At 65.4% G+C, this 21,189-nt stretch carries 24 protein-coding genes; 8 read left to right on the plus strand and 16 right to left on the minus strand.

Going from position 1 to position 21,189, the window contains the following annotated elements:
• Positions 1-61: 61 nt before the first annotated feature.
• On the minus strand, positions 62-337 hold the full coding sequence (locus ACAM51_RS25395; RefSeq protein ID WP_369642262.1) for a hypothetical protein: 276 nt from the start codon (positions 335-337) through the stop codon (positions 62-64).
• Positions 338-459: 122 nt separating this feature from the next.
• Here ACAM51_RS25395 and ACAM51_RS25400 point away from each other — a divergent pair, with 122 nt between their 5' ends.
• Entirely contained in the window at positions 460-906 is a 447-nt protein-coding gene (locus ACAM51_RS25400) for a response regulator (RefSeq protein ID WP_218294267.1), read from the plus strand.
• Positions 907-914: 8 nt separating this feature from the next.
• On the opposite strand, the gene ACAM51_RS25405 is transcribed toward ACAM51_RS25400, so the two are convergent.
• Both ACAM51_RS25405 and ACAM51_RS25410 read right to left on the minus strand, forming a co-directional pair.
• Complete coding sequence (locus tag ACAM51_RS25405) at positions 915-1,799, minus strand: DUF3703 domain-containing protein (protein WP_369642263.1); 885 nt, start codon at positions 1,797-1,799, stop codon at positions 915-917.
• A 3-nt stretch (positions 1,800-1,802) separates the two neighbouring features.
• The gene (locus ACAM51_RS25410) at positions 1,803-2,462 is read right to left on the minus strand and encodes a cation transporter (protein ID WP_218294269.1); all 660 of its coding nucleotides are present in this window, start codon (positions 2,460-2,462) and stop codon (positions 1,803-1,805) included.
• 79 nt (positions 2,463-2,541) lie between these two features.
• Here ACAM51_RS25410 and ACAM51_RS25415 point away from each other — a divergent pair, with 79 nt between their 5' ends.
• The 4 genes from ACAM51_RS25415 to ACAM51_RS25430 all read left to right on the plus strand — a co-directional run bounded on the left by ACAM51_RS25415 (position 2,542) and on the right by ACAM51_RS25430 (position 5,808).
• Positions 2,542-3,012 (plus strand): Cd(II)/Pb(II)-responsive transcriptional regulator, encoded by a 471-nt coding sequence (locus ACAM51_RS25415; RefSeq protein ID WP_218294270.1) that lies wholly within the window; start codon positions 2,542-2,544, stop codon positions 3,010-3,012.
• Between the two features lie 202 nt (positions 3,013-3,214).
• Positions 3,215-4,015: an ABC transporter permease gene (locus ACAM51_RS25420; protein WP_218294271.1), complete on the plus strand. Its 801-nt coding sequence runs from the start codon at positions 3,215-3,217 to the stop codon at positions 4,013-4,015.
• Between the two features lie 57 nt (positions 4,016-4,072).
• Positions 4,073-5,110, plus strand: coding sequence for an MlaD family protein (locus ACAM51_RS25425; RefSeq protein ID WP_218338889.1), 1,038 nt, complete (start codon positions 4,073-4,075; stop codon positions 5,108-5,110).
• Entirely contained in the window at positions 5,107-5,808 is a 702-nt protein-coding gene (locus ACAM51_RS25430; RefSeq protein WP_369642264.1) for a hypothetical protein, read from the plus strand. Before ACAM51_RS25425 ends, ACAM51_RS25430 begins: the two co-directional genes overlap by 4 nt.
• 25 nt (positions 5,809-5,833) lie before the next feature.
• Here ACAM51_RS25430 and ACAM51_RS25435 read toward each other — a convergent pair whose 3' ends face one another.
• Complete coding sequence (locus tag ACAM51_RS25435) at positions 5,834-6,217, minus strand: hypothetical protein (protein ID WP_369642265.1); 384 nt, start codon at positions 6,215-6,217, stop codon at positions 5,834-5,836.
• Positions 6,218-6,374: 157 nt separating this feature from the next.
• The gene (locus ACAM51_RS25440) at positions 6,375-6,557 is read right to left on the minus strand and encodes a hypothetical protein (RefSeq protein ID WP_218294274.1); all 183 of its coding nucleotides are present in this window, start codon (positions 6,555-6,557) and stop codon (positions 6,375-6,377) included.
• 410 nt (positions 6,558-6,967) lie between these two features.
• Here ACAM51_RS25440 and ACAM51_RS25445 point away from each other — a divergent pair, with 410 nt between their 5' ends.
• On the plus strand, positions 6,968-7,561 hold the full coding sequence (locus ACAM51_RS25445) for a low affinity iron permease family protein (RefSeq protein WP_369642266.1): 594 nt from the start codon (positions 6,968-6,970) through the stop codon (positions 7,559-7,561).
• A 46-nt stretch (positions 7,562-7,607) separates the two neighbouring features.
• Here the strand turns inward: ACAM51_RS25445 and ACAM51_RS25450 are convergent, their stop codons facing one another.
• On the minus strand, positions 7,608-7,931 hold the full coding sequence (locus ACAM51_RS25450; RefSeq protein ID WP_218294276.1) for a hypothetical protein: 324 nt from the start codon (positions 7,929-7,931) through the stop codon (positions 7,608-7,610).
• A gap of 276 nt (positions 7,932-8,207) precedes the next feature.
• Between ACAM51_RS25450 and ACAM51_RS25455 the strand changes: the two genes are divergently transcribed.
• The gene (locus ACAM51_RS25455) at positions 8,208-8,582 is read left to right on the plus strand and encodes a hypothetical protein (protein WP_218294277.1); all 375 of its coding nucleotides are present in this window, start codon (positions 8,208-8,210) and stop codon (positions 8,580-8,582) included.
• A gap of 116 nt (positions 8,583-8,698) precedes the next feature.
• Here ACAM51_RS25455 and ligD read toward each other — a convergent pair whose 3' ends face one another.
• The 8 genes from ligD to phnD form a co-directional block, all read right to left on the minus strand.
• Positions 8,699-11,188, minus strand: coding sequence for a DNA ligase D (gene ligD / locus ACAM51_RS25460; RefSeq protein WP_369642267.1), 2,490 nt, complete (start codon positions 11,186-11,188; stop codon positions 8,699-8,701).
• A gap of 77 nt (positions 11,189-11,265) precedes the next feature.
• Positions 11,266-11,421, minus strand: coding sequence for a DUF3606 domain-containing protein (locus tag ACAM51_RS25465; RefSeq protein ID WP_369642268.1), 156 nt, complete (start codon positions 11,419-11,421; stop codon positions 11,266-11,268).
• Between the two features lie 165 nt (positions 11,422-11,586).
• A complete protein-coding gene (gene phnY, locus ACAM51_RS25470; RefSeq protein ID WP_369642269.1) occupies positions 11,587-13,032 on the minus strand; it encodes a phosphonoacetaldehyde dehydrogenase in 1,446 nt (481 codons plus the stop codon).
• Positions 13,029-14,138: an iron-containing alcohol dehydrogenase PsrA gene (psrA, locus tag ACAM51_RS25475; RefSeq protein WP_369642270.1), complete on the minus strand. Its 1,110-nt coding sequence runs from the start codon at positions 14,136-14,138 to the stop codon at positions 13,029-13,031. The genes phnY and psrA overlap by 4 nt, the downstream gene beginning before the upstream one ends.
• 10 nt (positions 14,139-14,148) lie before the next feature.
• Positions 14,149-15,390, minus strand: coding sequence for a phosphonoacetate hydrolase (phnA, locus tag ACAM51_RS25480; protein WP_369642271.1), 1,242 nt, complete (start codon positions 15,388-15,390; stop codon positions 14,149-14,151).
• Entirely contained in the window at positions 15,390-16,205 is an 816-nt protein-coding gene (gene phnE / locus ACAM51_RS25485) for a phosphonate ABC transporter, permease protein PhnE (protein ID WP_218338880.1), read from the minus strand. Before phnE ends, phnA begins: the two co-directional genes overlap by 1 nt.
• Positions 16,202-17,026, minus strand: coding sequence for a phosphonate ABC transporter ATP-binding protein (phnC, locus tag ACAM51_RS25490; protein ID WP_369642272.1), 825 nt, complete (start codon positions 17,024-17,026; stop codon positions 16,202-16,204). Before phnC ends, phnE begins: the two co-directional genes overlap by 4 nt.
• Positions 17,023-17,898, minus strand: a complete 876-nt coding sequence (phnD, locus tag ACAM51_RS25495) for a phosphonate ABC transporter substrate-binding protein (RefSeq protein ID WP_218338878.1) — start codon at positions 17,896-17,898, stop codon at positions 17,023-17,025. Before phnD ends, phnC begins: the two co-directional genes overlap by 4 nt.
• 165 nt (positions 17,899-18,063) lie before the next feature.
• Between phnD and ACAM51_RS25500 the strand changes: the two genes are divergently transcribed.
• A complete protein-coding gene (locus ACAM51_RS25500) occupies positions 18,064-18,927 on the plus strand; it encodes a LysR substrate-binding domain-containing protein (RefSeq protein ID WP_218294286.1) in 864 nt (287 codons plus the stop codon).
• Positions 18,928-19,026: 99 nt separating this feature from the next.
• Here ACAM51_RS25500 and ACAM51_RS25505 read toward each other — a convergent pair whose 3' ends face one another.
• Positions 19,027-20,181 carry a diguanylate cyclase gene (locus ACAM51_RS25505; protein WP_218294287.1) on the minus strand — a complete coding sequence of 385 codons (1,155 nt, stop codon included), beginning with the start codon at positions 20,179-20,181 and terminating at the stop codon, positions 19,027-19,029.
• A 245-nt stretch (positions 20,182-20,426) separates the two neighbouring features.
• Positions 20,427-21,155, minus strand: coding sequence for an SMI1/KNR4 family protein (locus tag ACAM51_RS25510; RefSeq protein ID WP_218338876.1), 729 nt, complete (start codon positions 21,153-21,155; stop codon positions 20,427-20,429).
• Positions 21,156-21,189: the final 34 nt, after the last annotated feature.

Genomic DNA, 21,189 nt, shown 5'->3' on the forward strand with positions numbered 1-21,189 from the left:
CCAGGGAGGGCCTGGCGCCGCACCGGCCGCCCCAGGGTTGCCTGGCCTGCGCCCATGCCCCTCACTGGGGCTTGGTCGCGATGTGGCGTTGCAGCAGCGCGTTGGACTGGTCGAGTGCCTCGGCGGTGTCGCTCAATTGCTGCTCGAGCTGATCCGTGCGCTCCACCGCCGCCTGCAGGTCGCCTTGCAGGGCGTCGGTGGGAATTTGTGTCGTGAGCACCGCGTGCACGACATCGAGCTCGTTGGCCGTGGCCTTGATCTGCTCGGCCGTTTCCAGGTTGCGGTTCAGTACCTCATCGATCTCGGAGGGCTGGGGCTGCTTCGTTGCGCTGGGCATAGGTAAGTCTCGCTGAGTAAATCAACTTCTGCCATCGGGGACGCGGCGCCATCGCCTACAGGCCGGGAGGTCGGATCAGGCGACATTGTAGGCAGCATCACAACAGAAAACGCAGCTCCCAGATGCCCCTCAACACCATCCTTGTCGAAGACAGCAAAACCATCCAGGAAACTCTGGTGCCCGCGCTGGAGGAACTGGCGGACGCGCGCGTCCTCGCCATCGCCGAAACCGCCAGCGACGCCACGGAGGCCGTCGCGCACTGGCGGGAAGACTGGCAGCTCATGGTGGTGGACCTGTTCCTGCGCGAAGGCTCCGGGATCGAGGTGCTGCAGGCCCTGCAGCGCGGGGACCGGCTGCGCGCAACGCCTGGCGCGCGGCAGGGCAGGCCCGGACAGCATGTCTACGTGTTGTCCAACTATGCGACGGCGGACATGCGCCGCCGGTGCGAGGAGTTGGGCGCCGATGGGGTGTTCGACAAGTCCACCGAGCTGGACGCTTTTTTCGAGCGTTGCAGCGAGCTGCCGCGCCGCGCAGGCACTGGCAGTTCCGCCGCAGCGGATCGCCGGTAGCCCCCGGGCTACCGGACGGCCGGGCCGGGATCGCTGACTGTGCCATCCTCCAGCGCCCGTTCGATGAGCGCAGCCACCGCGGGGTCCGGTGCCATGGGCCGGAAGGCGCTGACGTGCGCGCGTCCGATGTTCCCGGCGGGCAGGCGGGCCAGCAGGTGGCCCAGTGGTACCAGCGCGAGCCGCGCCATCTGGCCGGCGGCCTCGTGCGAATCCCGCAGCTGCAGCGCGTAGCGCAGCATCGCGCAGTGCGATCTCCAGTGCAGGGGCAGGGAAGCCTGGCCCAGCACATGCGCTGCCTCCAACCACCGCCAGCGCACCGCCGGGGGGGCCTCCGGCTGGCCCGCAAAACCGGCGAGCAGATGCTCGAACGCTCGGCGTTTGTGTTGCGCACAGGAGGGCGCTGCATGTTCTGCCGCCCGCAGCCCCGCGTGCTGTTCCGCCAGCTTGCGCCAGCGGCGCTGGCGATGCCGGTAGAACATCTGGGCGAATGCCGTGCTCAACGGCGTCATCAGCCAGGGCAGGTGGCGGGCCACGACCTTCACGTCGTCGGTGTACAGGGTCGTGCCGTCCGGCAGGGGCTCGAGCGTGATGCGGTGGTCCCAGCGGCGCATGAGCAGGCCGTCGCCGTTGTCACGCAGCGTGGGCCAGCCGCCAGCCTGCGGTGGCGGCTCGATGGAAATGCGCACGGTCTGGGAGCCCATGGGCAGCACGCCCAGCAGCCGCATGTCCAGCGCGAACTCGCCCTGTTCCCAGTGCGCGGGCCATCGCGCGCCTTGCACGGGCCGGAACCGCATGAGGGGCGCGGTGATGTGGCGAAAGACGGCGGTGCTTTGCAGCTGCGTGGCCACCCACTCGGGCGGCGCGTTCAAGCGGGTGGACAGGTGCACGCGCATGGCTCAGTGCCCTTGCGGCTGCGGGCGGGCCGCACCACCCGCCAGTTCCTGGCGTGCCTGGCGGATCACGCTCCAGCCCCCGGTGATGGCCAGCCATGCCATGACGGCAGCCACCGCCAGGTCCGGCCAGGCCGTGCCCGTGCCGAACACCCCCAGCGCCGCGCCCATCACCGCGAGGTTGCCCAGCACGTCATTGCGCGTGCACAGCCACACGCTGCGCATGTTGGCATCGCCTTCGCGGTAGGCGTACAGCAGCACCGCCACGCCCAGGTTCGCGGCCAGGGCCAGCAAGCCCACGCTGCCCATCGTCAGGGGTTCGGGCGCAATTCCCTGCCAGGCGCCCCAGGCCACGCGTCCCACCACCACGAGGCCGAACACCAGCATGCTGGCCCCCTTGACCAGCGCAGCGCGTGCGCGCCATGCCAGGGCCATGGCCAGCACCCACAGCGAGAGTGCGTAGTTGGCCGCATCGCCCAGGAAGTCGATGGCGTCGGCCAGCAGCGATGCCGAACCGGACTGCAGGCCCGCTCCGATTTCGAGCAGGAACATCGCGGCATTGACGATGAGCGCCACCCAGAGGATGCGGCGGTAGCGCGGGTCCGCGCTGGTGGGGGCACCGTGGTCGTGGCCGTCGTTGGAATGGTGATGGCAATGTGCGGACATGGCGGTTCTTCTTTCTCCCGGGAGGGTTTTCAATGTGATGGCATCATTGGAAACCTTGAAGTCACTTGAGGGTCAAGCGATGGCACAGCCGGTTGCACAAACTCCCCAGTACCGCATCGGCGAGGCAGCCCGGCAATCGGGCGTGTCCGCCGCGAACATCCGCTACTACGAAAAGGAAGGGCTGCTCGCGCCCGGTGTCCGGGAGGACAACAGCTATCGCCTGTACAACGCGGACGATGTGCACCGCCTGCGCTTCATCCGCCTGTGCCGCGCGATGGACATGTCGCTGGACGAGGTGCGCACCCTGCTGGCGCTGGACTGGACCCGCAAGCAGGACTGCGACGCCGCGCGCGACACGCTGGATGAGCACCTTCAGCATGTGCGTGGCCGCCTGGCGGAACTGCTCACGCTGGAGGCCGACCTGCTCGCGCTGCGCAACCGCTGCGACGGGTCGGACACGCACTGCCACATCATCGAGGCCCTGCATGCGCGCGCCGATGAGCAGTCTGCCGTGGCTGCCTCGGCCGGCGTGGGAAAGCGCCATGTGTAGGCCAGCCGGGCGGCCCGCCGGCGGCACGGCCATGCCGGGTGGCCGCGAGGATGTGAAGAGCTGTTTCCTCCGTGCAGCCTATTGCTCCTGAAATGATAGCTTTTGGCGCTTATGAATGAAGCGCTGGAGGCCAAAAACAATCGCAATGGCCCTGGCGGCTCGTGGTCGGTGCGGGCCCGGGTCACGCCGCTATGATCCGGCCATGATTTCGCGCTTGCCCGGCCTCTCCCTGCCCGAACGCGTGTGGAATACCGCGCGGCGCTGGGCGGTCGCGTGGTGGCGCATCCTGTACCTGGGCGCCGTCGTGCTCGTGCTGGTGCTGTCTCCGTCCAGTTACGGCAAGGGCACGCGCAGGGCGCTGGCGCGCCATCTGTACCTCGATACGGCACCCGTGCTGCTGGGGTTCACGGTGCTGGCGGCGCTGATCAGCCTGGTGCTGACGCGCATCGTCGTGGTCACGGCGCTCAGCTATGGCCTTTCGCGCTATGCGCTGGAGATGGTGATCCGCGTGCTGGTGCTCGAGCTGATCCCGCTCACGGCCGCGCTGTTCGTGGCGATGCGCTGCACCATTCCCAACGGCACGCAGATCACCCGCCTGCGGCAGAACGGCCGGTTCGACGCGCTGCGCGCCCAGGGCTCGGACCCGGTGCGCATCGAGCTTCTGCCGCGGGTGATCGCGGGCGTATTCGCGTGCATCACGCTCGCCGCGCTCAGCTGCGTGGTGGCACTGGTGCTGGCCTATCTGGGGGTGTATGGTTTCAACTTGGCGGGGGCGCCCAGCTACACGCGCATGTTCGGCCAGGTGTTCACGCCCAGCGTGACGATGGTGTTCGTGCTCAAGACGGTGTTCTTCAGCCTGGCCGTGGCGCTCATTCCCATGGCTGCGGGCCTGTACGACACTGGCGACCGCACCCAGCCCGATTCGGAGCTGGGGGGCCTGGCCCGCATGTTCGCCGTCCTGCTGCTGATCGAGGTCGCCTCGCTCATGGGCAACTACTACTGACTCCTGCCTGCCGACATCCGCCAGACCCTTACATCCCGCGACCCACGCCCGGCATCCATGAACGACGAGAACCCCCACCACCGCCCCACACCGCCCCCCGGGCCAGCGCCAGCGCCTGCGGCCGCCGACGTGCCGCCGGTGGAAACCTTGCGCCCGGTAGCCTACCTGGAGCTCAAGGCGGCGGCGCTGCTGCTGTTCACGCTGGCGCTCATCGTGGGATCGGGCCTGTACCTGCTGTACGCGCGCGGTGCGTTCGAGCCCACGCAGACCCTGGTGCTGACCGCCGACGACTCCGAAGGCGTGGTGGTGGGCATGGACATGACCTTCTCCGGTTTCCCCATTGGCCGCGTGCGCCGCATCGAACTGGCCGAAACCGGCAACGCCCGCATCATCGTGGACGTGCCGCGCAAGGACGCCCACTGGCTGCGCGAATCCAGCGTGTTCACACTGGTGCGGGGCATCGTGGGGGGCACCAACATCCGCGCCTACACGGGCATGCTGAACGACAAGCTCCTGCCCGACGGCTCCGTGCGCCCCGTACTGCGCGGTGATGCCACCGCCGAGATCCCGCAGCTCATGGCCTCGGCCCGCGAACTGCTGTCCAACCTCAATGCCCTCACCGCGCAGGACGCGGCCCTGGGCGGCAGCCTGGCCAACGTGCGGGCGCTGACCGACCGCATCAACGGCCCGGGGGGCGTGCTGGGCGTGCTGATGGGCAACGAGGCCGACGCGAAGAAGATCGTGGCCACGCTGGAACGCACCAACGCACTGCTCGCGCGCCTGGATGGCATGGCGGCACGTGCCGACAAACAGGTGTTTGGGGCCGATGGCAGCAAGGACGCGCTGGTCCCCGAAGTGCGGGCCACGGTGGCCCAGCTGGGGGGCCTGCTGGCCGACACCCGCGCGAGCCTGCAGAAGGTGGACGCGGTGCTGGTGGAGGCGCAGGCCATCGGTGCCAATGCGCGGGAAGCCACGACCGACCTGGGCGCATTGCGCGCCGAGGTGGAAAGCAACCTGCGCAAGGTGGAGAGCCTGGTCAATGAGATCAACCGCAAATGGCCTTTCGCGCGGGACACGGAGCTCAAGCTGCCATGAAGCGTCTTATCCCCACGCCCCCTGCTGTGCTGCGGCGGCACCTGACCCATGCCGCGCTCCTGGCGGCGGCGCTGCTGCTGTCCGCCTGCTCCGGCAAGCCCCGGGTGCCCGACTGGCAAATGAACGCCCAGGCCTCCGCGCAAAAGGCGCTGGAAGCCTATCTGTCAGGCAATGACCGTGTCGACAGGCTGGAGTGGGACCGCGCCCGCGCGGAGGTCGCCCGCACGGGCCGCCCGGATCTGCTGGCCCGCCTGGAGCTCATGCGCTGCGCGGCGCAGGTCGCCAGTCTGGTGGCTGGCCCGTGTGAACGCTTTGAGCCATTGCGCGCGGATGCGGCGGCGCCGGAGCGTGCCTATGCCGACTACCTGGCCGGCAGCTTGCCGCCGCAAGGGGCAAGCCTGCTGCCCGAAGCGCAGCGCAAGGTGGCCGTGTCGGGGGATGGGGCGGCCTTGTCCGCCATCGAGGATCCGCTCTCGCGCCTGGTGGCGGCCGGGGTGCTGTTTCAGGCAGGGCGTGCCAGCCCGGCCGTGATTGGCAACGCCATCGATGCCGCGTCCACACAGGGCTGGCGGCGGCCTTTGATGGCCTGGTTGACGCTGCAGGCGCAGCGCGCTGACGCTGCAGGAGACGCGGAGTCGGCATCGGCGCTGCGGCGGCGCATTGCCATCGTGGAGCAGGGCGCCGCAGGCTTGCGCTAGCGGGCCGGGACTCCAGGGGCGATTCTCAGCGCAACCGTGCCTGCAGCTGTGTTTCGATGTGGTCCCGCTCCGAGGCAAACTGCTGGGCGCTGATTTCATTTGCCTCGTATTTGCGCGCCGTGGAAAGCAGAAGCACGGTGTTCTCCAGCCGTGTGTCTTGCTGCAATGAAGGGGGCAGGGCCGTCAGGCGGTCGAAGCTTTGTTTGTAGAGTTCGCTCCAGCTCAGCGTCCCCGCCTGGGCCTGGGCGCGGGCGCCATCATGCCAGCGGGCGAACTCTTCGAGGGAGCTGTCGCGCGGGCTCGTGCAGCCCAGGAGGCCCGCGATCAGCGCCAGGGCGGACCAACGCCATGCGATGGCGTGAGAGGAAGAGGAATTCAGGCCTGCAGAGATTCGAAAACGTGTGGTCACGATCGTCCTCCATTCTTGAATGACAACGGAAATGCCGTTGTGCAGCGCCAGATGGTACTCCGATGCTATGATTTTTTCTACTTTGCCAAAAAAGTGCAGAAGCGCGCACCGGATGTGGGCAATCTACGTGCCCTGGCAACCCAGTGCCGGCAGTCCGCTACTGGAACAGGCTCGTGGGCAGGAGCTGGTCCAGCCCATGGGGCAAGAGCGACATGGAGTCCACCGACTGCACCGCCACATCGGGCATCAACAAGGATGCCGCTGCAAGTACCGCAAGCACGACCGTACCGGCAAATGCTGCCAGTGCGCGGGCTCCGGGGGGCAAAGGGTGGCGTTTCATGATGGTTCCTTTGTCAAAAAAGGTGGGAGTCGCAATGACCTCCCGGGCCAGCCTCAATGGCTGATAGCGGAGATTTCAGCAAAGCAACCGGTGTGCGTCTGTCAGACAACTGCGATACCGGGCGCTGGCTGAAGGCTGTTGCCTTTGGTTGCAATTGTTGGAATGAAGAGCCCCCGGGTGTCCGGGTGCTCGCAGGGGTGAATCTGTAGGACCCGGCCCATGGCGGATGGGCAAGGCTTCCGACCTGCCGGCCGGGCAAGGCACTCCCACAATCACCGCAGCCCGGCAGGGCCCTTCATGCGAGGGCTGGCGCGACCGGGCTTTCCCCTTGGCTGCTTGCAGGCCGTGCGCTGCGGATCGGCGGCGGCAGCCCCCCGGCCCTTGACCAGTCAGCGAGAAAGGAAGTCCCCATGAAAGAGCCACTACTGCAGCAGGGCGAGGGCACGGATGCGATGGGTGCCATGCCTTCGACCAGCAGCCCGTCTTACGCCACCCGTACCTCCGTGCAGGCGGCCTTTGACCATTTCGCATCGCATGTCACGCGGTGGGCCGGATCTCCCGGCATGTTCTGCGCCGCGCTCCTCATGGTGCTGGCCTGGGCCGTCACCGGTCCGATCTTCCACTTTTCAGAGAACTGGCAACTGGTCATCAACACGGGAACCACCATCGTGACGTTCCTGATGGTGTTTGTCATCCAGCAAAGCCAGAACAAGGACAGCGTGGCCCTTCACCTCAAGCTCAATGAGCTGCTGGCGGCCAATCGGCATGCGAGCAACCGCATGATCGGCATCGAGGACCTGGACGAACAGGACCTGCGAGAGGTCGCGAGCTTCTATGTGCGCTTGGCCGAACGGGCCAGACAGGCCGGCAGGGACAAGTGCGCGCACTCCATTGACGAAGAAGGCATGTCCGCTTCGGCCATGGACGCGCATCGCCCCGCCCATGCGCGCCAGGCCGTTGCGGTTCTCGGCGCAGGCTGCAGTGGGCGGGAAGGGGCTTTGTGAATGGGGTCGTGGATCCTGCACGCCCCCTTGAAAACGTCCGCAGGTGCTAGGAATCCAATGTCGTCCGTGTCGCATCGCGTTCCATGCGGCAGCTGTCCAGCGAGGGCAGCCAGTCGGGAATGATGGAGCCGGAAGACAAGGTGGAGGTGAACCTGAAGGCGTGGTGGGGATAGGCTTTTGCCAATGCCGCGCGACCTTGCTGGGAAATGCCGAAGACCTCCGCCACCTGGTCGCGGGCCCCCACATCCGGGAGCCGCACGTCAACAAGCTGCGCGGCCGCCAGCACCCGAAGCTTGTCCACGTCGCAAGGCTTCTCGACGGTCTTGGGCAACTCGGTCTGTGCAAGGGCGAACAGTAGCTCCATGGGCATGTTGCACTCCATAGGGGGGTGGAGTGACTTATTGTGAATAGAGCAGATTCTCATGACAACAGATCGCACTTTTTGAAACAAATTCTGCAATTTGTTGCAATTTCGGTTGTGTTGCCACGACCACGTGTCCGACTGGCGGGCAGGCATATGACTGACATCCGCGCACGAACGCGGGGCATTCAATGAATGCTTGCATGACGGGCCCGTGGGGCGATTGCCAGCGCTGGAGACAGCACCGAGAAACGGGCCCCTTGGCGATGAGAATGCGAGGTTGAAATGCAAAATGACCTGTTGAATCAAGCGCATGTCCGGGAATCCATTGCCGGGGAGGAGGATCCGGGCGCCGCGCTGGACGTGGTAAGGGCCATGGTGGGCCGAAATCCTGATGAGGCGCATTCCCCGCATGGGGTCAACGCAAAAATCAATTTCAGCTGCAGTGATGGCAAGGAGAACATCGCCGTCGACGTGGTCTGGCCGCGGCACCATGCAAAGGAAGATGTCGCAAAGCTGCTGGGGCTTGTGATGGCCCACCATGGCGCCATCGCGGACACGGCCTGGTCCTTGTTTGCCGCCACCGGAAAGAGCCCCATGGAGCTCGAGGTGGACGAGGGACAGGACGGCGTCTTCTATATCAATCGCAGAGATGCGTGAGGCGAAAGCAGGGGCGGTCGATGACGTTCCTGGCGGAGTTTTCATCGATTTTTGAAGCGGCGTGTCTTTTTGAAGCGGCGTGTCTTCGTCGAATGGAGTTTTAGGGTGGCGCGGCTTCAGTCCAGCGCTTTCAGGGCGCTGGATATCGACACCGCAGCCTGCCCATAGCCCTCCCAGGCGCCATTGCCCACGGGCAAACGTGGACCTACGTTCTGGATATTCCAGTGCGCACCGCTGCCCAGCATGTCCAGTTCCGGCCACGATACCGGGACCGATATGCCCATCCCGGGGCGTGCGCGGGCCGTCCAGGCGCTTGCTGTCGTCGCTCCGAAACCATTGCGAAGGTAGTCCACGAAAACCTTTCCCACGCGGTTTTTGGGCCCGCTCTTGGCCACGAACCGCTGTGGAATCGTCTGTGCCAGATGCCGCACCACCGCCTGGCTGAATCCCTTGACCGTTTCCCAGTCATGAAGCCGCTTGATCGGCACGACGATGTGCAGGCCTTTGCCTCCGCTGGTCTTGAGAAAGGCGGGCAGGCCCAGTTCGGTGAGCATCAGGCGCACCAAGGTCGCTGCTTCCTGCACGTGGGTCCAGGGCACTCCCTCGCCGGGGTCCAGGTCAAAGGTCATCCGGTCCGGTCGCCCTATCCTGTCCTTGCGGGCATTCCATGTATGCAACTCGACCGTGTTCATCTGCGCGGCCGACAGCGGCCCTTGCGGGCCCGCGATTTCAAGCAGAGCAGGGTGCCCGGGAAAAAGGCTCTCCGCGAGCTGCCGCACGCCCTCCATGCGGCCAGTCTCCAGGTGCTTCTGAAAGAACAGTTCACCGCTCACCCCGTCTGGTGCTCGGACGAGGGAAACCGGGCGGCCTTCCAGGTGGGGCATCAGCAGCGGCGCCACGGTGGCGTAGTAGCGGATGAGGTCGATCTTCGTGGTGCCGGTGGATGGGTCAATGACCCGCTCGGGATGCGATACGCGCAACGAACCGATCCCGGAGCCGGCGGTGGCCGGGTGTTTCGCCCACTGCTTCGGCCTTTCCTGGACAATGGCCTGGGGCGGCTTGTCATCGCGCAGGCCATGAAACACGGAGTGCCGGATTCTGCCTTCCTTTGTCCATTCTCCAAACGAGACTTCGGCGAGGAGCTTCGGCTCGACCCAGTGGGCTTTTTTCCCGAGGGCGCGCGGATTGGCGAACGGGCTCGCGCTGGTGCGCAGCGCACGGAGCCTTCGGCTCAGATCGGCCAGGACGCGTTCACTGAACCCCGTACCCACATTGCCCGCATAGCGCAGTGCGCCGGTGTCGTCGTGGACACCGAGCAGCAAGGACCCAATCCCCGTGCGAGATCCCTGCGGGGCGGTGTAGCCGCCGATCACGAACTCCTGGCGGTGGGTGCACTTGAGCTTGATCCACTCCGCGCTGCGCCGAGAAGCGTACCCGCCCGCCTTGAGTTTTCCGATGACCCCTTCAAAGCCCAGCTTGCAGGCCGAGGAAACCAGGTCGGCCGGCCGCGCTTCAAAGGCCTCGCTGAAGCGCACCCGGTCGGTGGGTGCCCCTTCCACGACCTTGCGAAGATGCTCCCGCCGCTCCACGAGAGGAAGCGCACGAAGGTCATGGCCATCCGCGTAGGGCAAGTCGAACACATAGAAAACCAGTGCTTGCGTGGACTGGCCATCGAATGCATTTTGCAGCGCCTGAAAGTCTGGGACGCCATGGGCATCGGGCATGAGCACTTCACCGTCGATCCAGCCGGACTTCAACGCAAGCCTGGCGATGGCCGCCGCCAGGTCCGGCATCCTGGCCGTCCAGTCATTGCCGTTGCGGGTGAACAGCCGCGCCTTGCCTCGTTCCACGCGGGCCAGGAGGCGGTAGCCGTCGAACTTCAGCTCCCAGATCCAGCCCGTGGTGTCATGGGGTGGACCGTCCACCAAGGTGGCGAGCTGGGGCGACAGCGTCTCCGGGAGCGGCGCTCTGGGCGCCGTCATCGCGCTCGCCTGGCGCTTGGCGGACGGCGCCACGCCGCCGGGCCTTGCCGGGGCCTTTCGGGGCGCGGAGACCGCGGGCGCCGCCGCGACGCTGTCGGGCATTTCATCCACCACGCTGAACTCGTGGCCGGGGCGTTCCAGCCCGTCGTGTTCCTTGATGAGCAGCCAGGGTGGCTGCTTTTCGCCTGCACCGCCGTGCATGCGCACCAGCGTCCAATGGCCCTGGAGCTTGTGCCCGTAAAGCTCGAACTTCAATTTCCCCTTGCGGTAGCCCTCGTGGGGGTCCCCGACCGGCACCCAGTAGCCGCGATCCCAGATGATGACCCGGCCGGCACCATACTGCTTTGCCGGAATCTGGCCTTCGAAGCTGTTGTAGGCGATGGGATGGTCTTCCACCTGCACGGCCATGCGCTTGTCGGCCGGATCGTAGCTCGGCCCTTTGGGCACGGCCCAGCTCTTCATCGTGCCGTCGAGTTCAAGCCGCAAGTCATAGTGCAGGCGGCTGGCCCAGTGCTTCTGGATCACATACTGCAGGGCATCGCCGCCCGGCACACCGCCTTCCGCGGGCTCCGGCGTCAGCGCAAAGTTGCGCTTCTTCCTGTACTGGGACAAGAGCTCCTTCATGGTGGCTCGAGGCGACTATGCCGCAGAACGGCGTCCGGGGTGGGCGCGTTGCCTTGGGGGTGCCATGGCAGGCCCCACTACCGCGAAACCAGGTACTCGCGGACCTTGTCGGCGGACGGGCCGGCCGGGGCTTCCGCGACGCCCAGGCTATGGGTCCAGTCGCGCACTTCACAGGGTTCGCTGAGGTTGATGAAACGGCGGTCCTGTACCGTCTGGCTTTTGTCATCGCTCATTGCCGGCTCCTTGAATGAACGGCCAAAGCTATCACGTGGCTAGCCTGCACGGTGTAGGACAAGACTTCTATGAAGCGGTGCGCGACACACCCGGCCTTCTGAACGGCATCCACTGAAGAAGCGGGCCTGTCGGGTGCTTTCCACTGTCGGGTGCTTTCCAATCCGCTACCAAGGCAGGGTGAACGTCTTGCAGTTGGTGAACGACTTGATCGCCTCCTGCACCCCTTCCTTGTAGCCCAGGCCCGAGTCCTTGATGCCGCCGAACGGCGTCAGCTCGATGCGGTAGCCGGGCACCTCCCAGAGGTTGACGGTGCCGACCTGCAGTTCCTTGGCAAAGCGGGTCACGTCGTCCATGCGGTTGGTGCAGATGCCCGACGACAGGCCGAAGGCCGTGCCGTTGGAGATGCGGATCGCCTCGTCGATGTCCCTGAAGGTGATGATGGGCGATACGGGGCCGAAGGTCTCTTCGCGCACCACGGTCATCTCCGGCCGCACCCGGTCCAGCACCGTGGGGGAGTACAGCGCGCCCTCGCGCACATTGCCCGCCAGCAAGCGCGCGCCCTGGGCGATGGCCTCGTTCACCACCTTCTCGAAATGGCGGGCCGCGGCCTCATCGATCACCGTGCCCATCTCGTTCGCCCGGTCCATCGGGTCGCCATAGCGCCATGCCTTCGTCTTGGCCACCACGCGCTCGGTGAACTCGGCCGCCACCTTCTCGTGCACCAGCATGCGCTTGACCGCCGTGCAGCGCTGGCCCGAGTTCTTGTACGAGCCCTGCACCGCCAGGTCGCTGGCCTTGTCCAGGTCGGCATCGTCCATCACGATCAGCGGGTCGTTGCCGCCCAGCTCCAGCACCATGCGCCGGTAGCCGGCCTTCGACGCAATGTACTTGCCGATGGCAACCCCGCCCGTGAAGGTGACCAGATCCACATGGCGGTGGGTCAGCAGCTCATCGGCGATCTCGTGCGGGTCGCCGGTCACGACCTGCAGCATCTCCACGGGCAGCCCGGCCTCGTACAGCAGGTCCGCAAAATAGTAGGCCGACAGGGGCACCTTCTCCGAAGGCTTGAGCACCATGCGGTTGTTGGTGGCCACGGCTGGCACCACCTTGTGCGCCACCTGGTTCATGGGGTGGTTGAAGGGCGTGATGGCCGTGATGACGCCCAGCAGCGGCTCGCGCGTGGTGATCACCTTGCGCTTCTTGCCGTGCGGCGTGAGGTCGCACGAGAACACCTGCCCATCGTCGCGCAGGGCTTCGTTGGCGCCGAAGTTGAGCACGTCGGCCACGCGCCCGATCTCGTAGGTGCTGTCCTTCTTGCACAGGCCCGACTCCGCGGTGATGATGTTCGACGCCTGGTCGGTGCGCTCGCGCAGCAGCGCCGCCGCACGGTTCAGGATGGCCGAACGCTCGTAGCGCGACAGCGTGGGCACATAGGCATGGGCGATGTCCATCGCCCGGCGCACGTCCTCCACGCTGGCCATGCCCACCGTGCCCACGCGCTCGCCGCTGTAGGGGTTGACGACGTCGATGCTGCGCTCCGTGCGCACCCTGGCGCCGCCGATGCGCAGGGCCTCCGCGCGGAAGTCCACGCTTTCCATGATGCAACTCATGCTGCCTCCTTGATTGCTGCCGTGTTGGCTCCGATGAAGTTCTTGCCGCGTGCGCCGGTCAGCGCATGGGCCACCATCTGCTGCGCCTGGGCGTCGCTCACGCCGTAGTCGGCAAAGCGCGTCTTCACGCCCAGTTCCTCGATGAAGCGGGCCAGCCGGGTCGGCGCGCCGGCAAGGTTTCCCAGCGCGCTTTCCAGCACGGCGTCGCGCTCCGGGTTCTGGCCAATGGCGCGCTCCAGCACCATGGGCAGAGGAAAGCTGCAGGCAATGCCGTGCGGCAGCCCATAGCGCAGCGTCATCTCGTAGGAGATCGAGTGCGCCAGCGCCGTGCGCGTGTTCGAGAAGGCCATGCCGGCCTTCAGGGCCGCCAGGGCCATGCGGCCGCGCAGCGCCGCGTCGTCCAGGTGCTCCATCAGCTGCGGCAGGGTCTCCAGGATCTCGTGCACCGCCGCCACCGCGAAGGTGTCGGACACGGGGTTGGCATTCACGTTCCAGATCGACTCCAGCGCGTGCGACAGCGCGTCCAGCCCGCTTTGCAGCGTGACCGAGGCGGGCAGCGACAGCATGAGCTCGGGGTCGATCAGCGCGATGCTGGGCCAGGTCTCGGGCAGGTGCAGCGAGTACTTCTTCTGCGCACCGCGGTCCCATATCGTGGCCCAGGGCGTCACTTCGCTGCCGGTACCGGCCGTCGTCGGCACGGCGATGAGCGTCTTGGTCCGCGCTGGCGTGAAGGCCTTGCCGGATGCCAGCAGCGCCACCAGTTCAGAGAAGCGCCCGCTGGGCGTGGCCACCATCAGCGCCTTGGCGGTATCGATGGCACTGCCACCGCCCACCGCAATGATCACCTCGGCACTCGCGGCCCCACCGGACCAGAAGGCGTCGTAGACCGCCGCAAGCTCCGCGACATCCGGGTTGGGCCGCACATCGTCGATCACGCCGGCCAGCTGCTCGCCCAGCAGGCCCTCGATGCGGGCCACCAGGCCCAGCTGGCGGGCCTCCGGAAAGGTGACCAGCAGTGCCCGCCGGCCATCCAGCAGCTTTGGCAGGGACAACAGTTCCCCTGCCCCGTAGACACTGCGTACGGGGTTCAAGTATTCATGTGGCATGGAGAGACCTCTAGACGGAGGGAAGAGCGTGGTTCAACGCGAGGTCGAACACGTCGAAATTGCGCAACCGCCGGCCGGGGGCGACGCCCTTCAGGGGCCGGTTGAACAGCAGCGGCACCTTCTGCTCCGAGATGCCGCCGTGCGAGCGCAGGGGCACGGTCAGCCCGCTCAGGTCGTGCCGCGCCGCACTGGTGCCCAGCACCGTGAGGTGGTCCGACACCACTACCAGATCGCCGATGCGGTCGCCCGCCAGCTCGAAGCGTTGCACCGCCTCCTCGCGCGTCAGCACCACCTCCACGCCCGGCAGTGCCAGTAGCGCACCGCGCACACCCTCCAGCGTGGCGCCGGCATTCACGTAGATGGTTGCGAACGAGCCCAGGGCGCCGTGGTGCACCACATAGGGATCGGTGATGGGCAGGATCACCCGCGTACTGCCCGCACCGAGCTGTGCATCCAGCTCCTGCTGCAGGTAGACCACGCGCGGGTTGCCCGCGGCGTCGGTCTTGGGGCTCATGCCATGGTCGGCGGTGAGGCCGATGACCGCGCCCAGCGCATCGAGCTGGGCGAGGTAGCCGTCCATCATCGCGTAAAAGGCGTTGGCCTCCGGCGTGCCCGGGGCGCACTTGTGCTGCACGTAGTCGGTGGTCGACAGGTACATCAGGTCCGGCCGGCGGGTCTCCATCAGGCGCACGCCGGCCGCAAAGACGAACTCGCTGAGGTCAGCGCTGTACACCGAGGGCACGGGCTTGCCCACCAGCTCCAGCACATTCTCGATGCCGCACTCGGCCAGCGTGGCCTTGTCGGCCTTCTCGGCTGAAAAGCAGATGCCCTTGAGGCCGTGGCCGAGCATGGTGCGCAGCTTGTCCTTGGCCGTCACGGCCGCCACCAGCGCACCGGCATCGGCAAAGGCGGCCAGGAGCGTCGGGGCACGCAGGTACTCGGGGTCGTTCATCATGACCTCGCGGTCGGCGGCCACGTCGTAGAAGTAGTTGCCGCAGATGCCGTGCACCGAAGGCGGCACGCCGGTCACGATGGACACATTGTTCGGGTTGGTGAAGCTGGGGACCACGCAGTCCCCGATCAGCGAACTGCCCCGCGCCAGCATGCGCTTGAGGTACGGCGCCGCGCCAGCCTGTATGGCCTGCGTCACGTAGTCGGGCTCGCAGCCATCCACGCAGACCACCACCACCGGGGCTTGGGGTCGGGCATACTGCCGGCCATTGGCCTGCACAGTGTCAACAGCGGTATTCATCAACGGGCTCCTTTTTGAATCCAGGCACGCAGCCGGGTCGAGATGGTGTCGGCCACCATCACCATGGCGATGATCACGGCGATGCAGGTGGCGGTGTCCTGGTACTGGAACAGCTTCATGCTGCCCACCAGTTCGAATCCGATGCCGCCCGCGCCCACCATGCCCAGCACGGTGGCCTGGCGCAGGTTGGTCTCGAAGCGGTAGAGGACCACGGCGATCCATGCGGTCACCACCTGGGGCAGCACGGCAAAGATGATGGTCTGTATGGGCCCGGCCCCCGTGGAGCGCAGTGCCTCGATGGGCCCCTGGTCTATCTCCTCGATCGACTCGGCGAAGAACTTGCCCAGCATGCCCGCACCATGCACCGCCAGGGCCAGCACGCCCGGAAACGGCCCCAGCCCCACGGCGGCCACGAACACCAGCGCCAGGATGATCTCGTTGACTCCGCGCGTCACGTTGAACAGCTGGCGGGTGAACTGGTAGACCACCACGTTGGGCGTGAGGTTGCGCGCGGCGAAGAAGCACACGGGGATCGCCAGGAGCACGGCGAGCAGCGTGCCCCACACGGCGATCTGGATGGTCTCGATCGCCGGGACGATCAGCTTGTCTAGAAACGCCCAGTTGGGCGGCAGCATGCGCCCCAGGAAATCGCCGATCCACGGCAGGCCCTTGGCCAGTTCGCCAAAGCTGACCTGCGCGCCGCGCGCGGCCCACCACAGCACGCCGACGAACAGCGCACCGATGCCGATGCGCGGCCACCACCCCAGCCCGCCGCTGGGCCGGGCCACCAGAAAAGTGTAGGAACCGATGTTCATGCGCTTGCCTCCTCAAGTTTCAACTGGCGCAGCGCGGGCGCTGCTGCGGCTGCCACGGCAGGGGCGCTGCGGCTGCGGGCGTCGTTTTCGTCCAGTCCGGGGTAGATGCGCTTGAGCACCTCGTCCGTCAGGCCCTCGGGCCCGCCGTCGTAGACGATGCGCCCGCCCGACACGCCCACGATGCGTTCGCCGAACTCGCGTGCATAGTCGATCTGGTGCAGGTTGCAGACTACGGTGATGCCCAGTTCGCGGCTTGCCTGCTTGAGGTAGTTGAGCACCGTGCGCGAGGTTTTGGGGTCCAGGCTGGCGACCGGCTCATCGGCCAGGATCACCTTGGGCTGCTGGGCCAGCGCACGCGCAATGCCCACGCGCTGCTTTTGCCCGCCCGAGAGCGTGTCGGTGCGCAACCCGGCCTTGTCCTGCAGTTCCACGCGGCGCAGGCATTCGAGCGCAATCGCCACGTCCTTGCGAGGAAAGATCTGCAGCCACGACAGCACCGCAGGCACCGCCCCCATGCGGCCCGTCAGCACGTTCTTCTGCACCGACAGGCGGGGCACTACGTTGTAGTGCTGGAAGATCATCGCCACCTGGCGGCGCAGACCGCGCAAGCTTGCGCCGCCGGACTGGGCCAGTTGCCCGTCGATGTGGATCTCGCCGCTCGTGGGCTCGGCCAGGCGGTTGATGCAGCGCAGCAGCGTCGATTTGCCGGCACCCGAAGGGCCCAGCACGACCAGGAACTCGCCCGGTGCCACGTCGAGGTCGATGCCCGTGAGCGCGTCGAAGTCGCCGTAGCGCTTGTTCAGACCACGGATCCTGATCATTTCATGGCCCTCAGGTCGAGGTTCAGGATCTTGGCCGTCTCGCGGATGATGTCGTAGGCCTTGTCGTTCGTGGGATGAAAGCCGTTGAGCATGCCCTGGTCCGACCAGGGGATGTCCTTCACGTCCAGGAAGGCGGCCTGCACGCGCTTCTTGAGGTCCGCATCCAGGTCCTTGCGCCAGACGGTGGGCGACTCGGGGATCGGGTCCGACTTCCACACCACCACCAGGTCCTCGCGCTTGGCCAGGCCCTTGGCGATGGCCGCATCGAGGATGCGGTCGGCAATCGCCACGGCCTCGATCTTCTTGTTCTGCACCGCCACGGCATTCGAGTCGTGCGAGCCGGAGAAGATCACGCGGCCGAAATCCTTGTCGGTGTTGAAGCCTTCCTTCATCAGGCCGGCCTTGGGGAACAGGTGGCCCGAGGTGGACGTCGGGTCCACGAAGGCAAAGGTCTTGCCCTTGAGGTCGGCCACGGTCTTGATGCCGCTGTCCTTGTGGGCCACGATGAGGGAGTGGTAGAAGGCCCGGCCGGCCTTCTTGGTCTCGGCCACGGCAAAGGCCTCGATGGGCGCCACGGTGGTGCCCATCACGTACGAGAAGGGGCCGAGGTAGGCAACATCCAGCCGCTTGGAACGCAGGGCCTCGATCACGCCGTTGTAGTCCGCCGCCACGAAGGGCTTGACCGGCATGCCCAGCGACTTGGACAGCATGTCCATCATGGCCTGGCTGTTGGCGATCATGGCCCGCGAATCCTCGGAAGGAATCAGGCCTACCGTGAGGACGTTGGCTGCCCTGGCAGGGTTGAGGCCGGCAAGCGGCGGGGTTAGCAGCACGGATGCGCTGGCCAACAGAGATCGGCGCGTGAGTTTCATCGATGTCTCCTGTCTGGTGGGTTTGAACCTCTTTTTGCACTGCCTACCAAGCACAGTGCATGGGGCAACTGTCGGTGGTGCGGGACTATCTTGCAAATTCAAGTTTTTTTACCGATCCATTCATTTAATCTATAGTTGGCCCGGGATAACACGGAGGCGACTGTCATGCGGTTGACGCAATTGAGGTCTTTTCATGCGGTGGCGACCGAAGGGAGCTTTACCCGCGCAGCGCAGGCCTTGCACGTGAGTCAGCCCACCGTGACCACGCAGGTTCAGCAACTCGAGGAGCTGTACAAAGTTGAACTTTTTCACCGAACGGGGCGCCGCATTCGCCCGACAGAAATCGGAGAGCGATTGCTCCAGCTTTCGCGCCAGATGTTCGACCTTGAGCAAGAAGCCGTGCAAATTCTTCGAGACGCAGGCGAACTGCGTTCGGGGCATTTGCGTGTTGCGGCCGTGGGCCCTTCACACGTGACGAAGATGCTGGCGGCGTTTAACCAGAGATACCCGGAGATCCAGATTTCGGTAGGAACCGGCAACTCGGAAGATGTGTTGAGCCGGCTGCTGGACTACCGGGCGGACGTCGGTGTTCTGGCGCAGGTGCTCAAAGACAAGCGTTTCGTGTCGGTTCCGTACAGCGAACACCCCATCGTGATTTTCTGCAATGCAGACCATCGGTTCGCCCGCCGCCGCAGCATCCGCACCGCAGAGCTGCAAGGCGAAAAATTGATATTGCGCGAGCAAGGGTCCACCACGCGCAAGGCCATAGAACTGGCGCTCAAGGCTGCGGATGTGCAGCCGACAGTCGTCATGGAGGTTGCCAGCCGGGAGATCATCCGGGAGGCCGTGCTCCAAGGACTGGGCGTCGCGGCGGTCTCGGAGGTGGAGTACGTGCCCGGTTCAGGTTTGCACGCGGTGCGAATCAGCGATGCGCAAATCAGGACCTATGCACACGTCGTGTGCCTGGCCGAGCGCAGGGACACGCGTCTCATCCGGGCGTTCTTCAACATCATCGGACGTGACTCTTAGTCTCTTGGTCGCGCAGCTGCGTACGGATGGAGGGACAGGCTGCGTGTCGCTCGCCAGCGAGGCTGACATGGAGCGATTCCTGGGCCGGGTGCCTGGCTACTAGCAGGCGGGGGCCTTGCGCAGCTTCTTGTCCTCGTACATCCTCATGTCGGCATTGCGCAGGATGTCCCTGGAGCTCTCACCGTCCTGGGGCCAGACGGCGCCTCCGATACTGACCTTGATTTCGATGGGCTGGCTGTGGCCCAGCAGGGCGAAGCCGTTGAGGTGCGGCTTCAGCCTGTCGACGATGAAATGCAGGTTCTTTGCATTCTCAGCATCGCGAATGATCATCACGAATTCATCGCCTCCAAGCCTGGCCACAAAATCCGTGTTCCTCGCGTGCTTCTTCAAGCGCTGCGCGAATTCCACCAGCACCTGGTCTCCCACGGAGTGTCCATGGCGATCATTGATCTGCTTGAACTCATCGAGATCAATCAAGGCCAATGCGAACCTGTGGGTCTCGCGTTTCGCACGCTCGATGGACTCATTCAGGATGACGTCAAAGGACCTGCGATTGGGCAGGCTTGTCAGTGGATCGGTATTGGCGATGCTGTCCACTTTCTTGTGGGCGCTTTCCTCGCACACGAGAATGATGCAGCAGTTCCAGGCAATCGTGAACGAGATCAGGACCAGGTATAGATACGCGTGATACGGACTCTGGATGACCGCCGCGCGGTCTTCCGCGAAGAAAATGAAACTCCAGCGCAAGCAGAATGCGATGGAGAGCGATGTGAGATACAGCGCGGAGAGATTCTGTGCGGAGAAGCGCACCGGCCAGTTCCAGTGAGCGATGTGGTAGGCCATGCCCAGGGTAAAGGCCACGACCACAGCGTCAAGAATGAGGTACCTGGCGGCATCCTTGCCGTAGACAGCTGCCATGGTGACGATCATCACCACGGCAAACCACGGCATTGCCAGGAAGGTGATCCTGGCCAATTTCGTTTTGCCGCGAAAATGCAAGGTGCCATGGAGCATGAAGGCCAGCGCCATGATGCCGAAGAAGTCATTGATGAAGCGTGCCGCAGGCGCCTTCAGTTCCACGAATATCGGGATCGAGAAGCCGATCATTGTGGATACCGACCCAGCAATCCACCAGTTGACGCCTTTGACGTCCTTGTTGCCTTTCCAGATCAAGGCAACAATAGGAGCGAGCGTCAACTCGGCGACTGCCAGGACGACACGCAAGGTGTCTCTGTCCAGCAGGTCAAGATTCATGATGCCCTCTAGTGACTTACCGCTCGTTTGTAACTTTATGTTCCCTGTTATATCCCTTCCCATCCGTGGGCGCCCTAGGGATAGTGCTGGGTAGCGAAGGGGTGCCCGCCGCGTCTCATGCTGGGTGCATTGAGACAGGGCGAAGGGCCGTTGGCTTGCCGCGTCCTTGCCGCCGCGCTCCTGCCCCGTCCTGACGAAGTCGATGAGCTCTTGGATGCGAAAGAACGCGTCTTGCGGGAAGGCCTTCAGGCACGGGGTCCATGGGGTCGAAATTCCACCGTGGCTCCCAGCGCCTGCAAGTGGTCTTGGGAGCGGCGCAGGTGCACAAGATAGCCCTCCGCAACGGCAATTTCGGGTTGCATCGCCAGGGCCAGCGCTTCTTGTGGCGACAAGCCAAACGTCTGCTTGAGGAATTGCACGACCTTCATTTTCTGCGGACCGATGCCGCAGATGACCAGGGTGCCGTGCTGCCAGGCCGTGGTATCGGGCGGGGACGCAGGTTCCTTTGCCGTGTCCGCGCGGTTCTGGCGGTTCTCGAGCACCTCCCGCCAGAGCCGGGTTCCCAGGCTGGCCTCGGCTTCGACCACGTGCTGTGCAGCCGTGGCGTCGTCTTCCAGCCCGCGCAGCACCGCCAGCATGTCACCCAATTGCTGCAGACTGGGTGCGGCCTGCTCCGCCTCCCACCGCCCCGCTCCATGCGGCGCATAGTAGACGGGAAAGCCTTTCGCCTCCTGGTTGAGATCGATGAAGAACGGATCGCCGAACCCATTGAGAGCGACCACGTACCAGCCCGGCTGCCATTCGCCCGGTGCGGTGCCGACCAGGCTTTCGCCGGTGATGCCGTGGTGGCGAAAGCCGCTTTGCCAACCCTCCCATTGCCCGGGCTGGGGGTAGTGGAAAGGCAAGGCCATGTCGCCCGCGACGATGGCGGCTTCGATGAACTGGCGTGCCGCGTCCGGCAAGATGGATGTCATGGCTGCCTCCTGGACGGCGTGCGGGGCCTTTGTG

Source organism: Acidovorax sp. A79 (assembly GCF_041154505.1).
In the GTDB taxonomy this organism is placed as follows: domain Bacteria; phylum Pseudomonadota; class Gammaproteobacteria; order Burkholderiales; family Burkholderiaceae_C; genus Acidovorax.

Coding starts and splice junctions, on each gene's coding strand:
- ACAM51_RS25430 (WP_369642264.1), top strand. CDS start 5,107: ATGAAGCGTCTTATCCCCACGCCCCCTGCTGTGCTGCGGCGGCACCTG.
- ACAM51_RS25465 (WP_369642268.1), bottom strand. CDS start 11,421: ATGAGCGATGACAAAAGCCAGACGGTACAGGACCGCCGTTTCATCAAC.
- phnC (WP_369642272.1), bottom strand. CDS start 17,026: ATGATCAGGATCCGTGGTCTGAACAAGCGCTACGGCGACTTCGACGCG.
- ACAM51_RS25445 (WP_369642266.1), top strand. CDS start 6,968: ATGAAAGAGCCACTACTGCAGCAGGGCGAGGGCACGGATGCGATGGGT.
- phnD (WP_218338878.1), bottom strand. CDS start 17,898: ATGAAACTCACGCGCCGATCTCTGTTGGCCAGCGCATCCGTGCTGCTA.
- ACAM51_RS25410 (WP_218294269.1), bottom strand. CDS start 2,462: ATGTCCGCACATTGCCATCACCATTCCAACGACGGCCACGACCACGGT.
- ACAM51_RS25425 (WP_218338889.1), top strand. CDS start 4,073: ATGAACGACGAGAACCCCCACCACCGCCCCACACCGCCCCCCGGGCCA.
- ACAM51_RS25440 (WP_218294274.1), bottom strand. CDS start 6,557: ATGAAACGCCACCCTTTGCCCCCCGGAGCCCGCGCACTGGCAGCATTT.
- ACAM51_RS25505 (WP_218294287.1), bottom strand. CDS start 20,181: ATGAATCTTGACCTGCTGGACAGAGACACCTTGCGTGTCGTCCTGGCA.
- psrA (WP_369642270.1), bottom strand. CDS start 14,138: ATGCCACATGAATACTTGAACCCCGTACGCAGTGTCTACGGGGCAGGG.
- phnY (WP_369642269.1), bottom strand. CDS start 13,032: ATGAGTTGCATCATGGAAAGCGTGGACTTCCGCGCGGAGGCCCTGCGC.
- phnE (WP_218338880.1), bottom strand. CDS start 16,205: ATGAACATCGGTTCCTACACTTTTCTGGTGGCCCGGCCCAGCGGCGGG.
- ACAM51_RS25405 (WP_369642263.1), bottom strand. CDS start 1,799: ATGCGCGTGCACCTGTCCACCCGCTTGAACGCGCCGCCCGAGTGGGTG.
- ligD (WP_369642267.1), bottom strand. CDS start 11,188: ATGAAGGAGCTCTTGTCCCAGTACAGGAAGAAGCGCAACTTTGCGCTG.
- ACAM51_RS25510 (WP_218338876.1), bottom strand. CDS start 21,155: ATGACATCCATCTTGCCGGACGCGGCACGCCAGTTCATCGAAGCCGCC.
- ACAM51_RS25395 (WP_369642262.1), bottom strand. CDS start 337: ATGCCCAGCGCAACGAAGCAGCCCCAGCCCTCCGAGATCGATGAGGTA.
- ACAM51_RS25500 (WP_218294286.1), top strand. CDS start 18,064: ATGCGGTTGACGCAATTGAGGTCTTTTCATGCGGTGGCGACCGAAGGG.
- phnA (WP_369642271.1), bottom strand. CDS start 15,390: ATGAATACCGCTGTTGACACTGTGCAGGCCAATGGCCGGCAGTATGCC.
- ACAM51_RS25415 (WP_218294270.1), top strand. CDS start 2,542: ATGGCACAGCCGGTTGCACAAACTCCCCAGTACCGCATCGGCGAGGCA.
- ACAM51_RS25420 (WP_218294271.1), top strand. CDS start 3,215: ATGATTTCGCGCTTGCCCGGCCTCTCCCTGCCCGAACGCGTGTGGAAT.
- ACAM51_RS25400 (WP_218294267.1), top strand. CDS start 460: ATGCCCCTCAACACCATCCTTGTCGAAGACAGCAAAACCATCCAGGAA.
- ACAM51_RS25450 (WP_218294276.1), bottom strand. CDS start 7,931: ATGCCCATGGAGCTACTGTTCGCCCTTGCACAGACCGAGTTGCCCAAG.
- ACAM51_RS25455 (WP_218294277.1), top strand. CDS start 8,208: ATGCAAAATGACCTGTTGAATCAAGCGCATGTCCGGGAATCCATTGCC.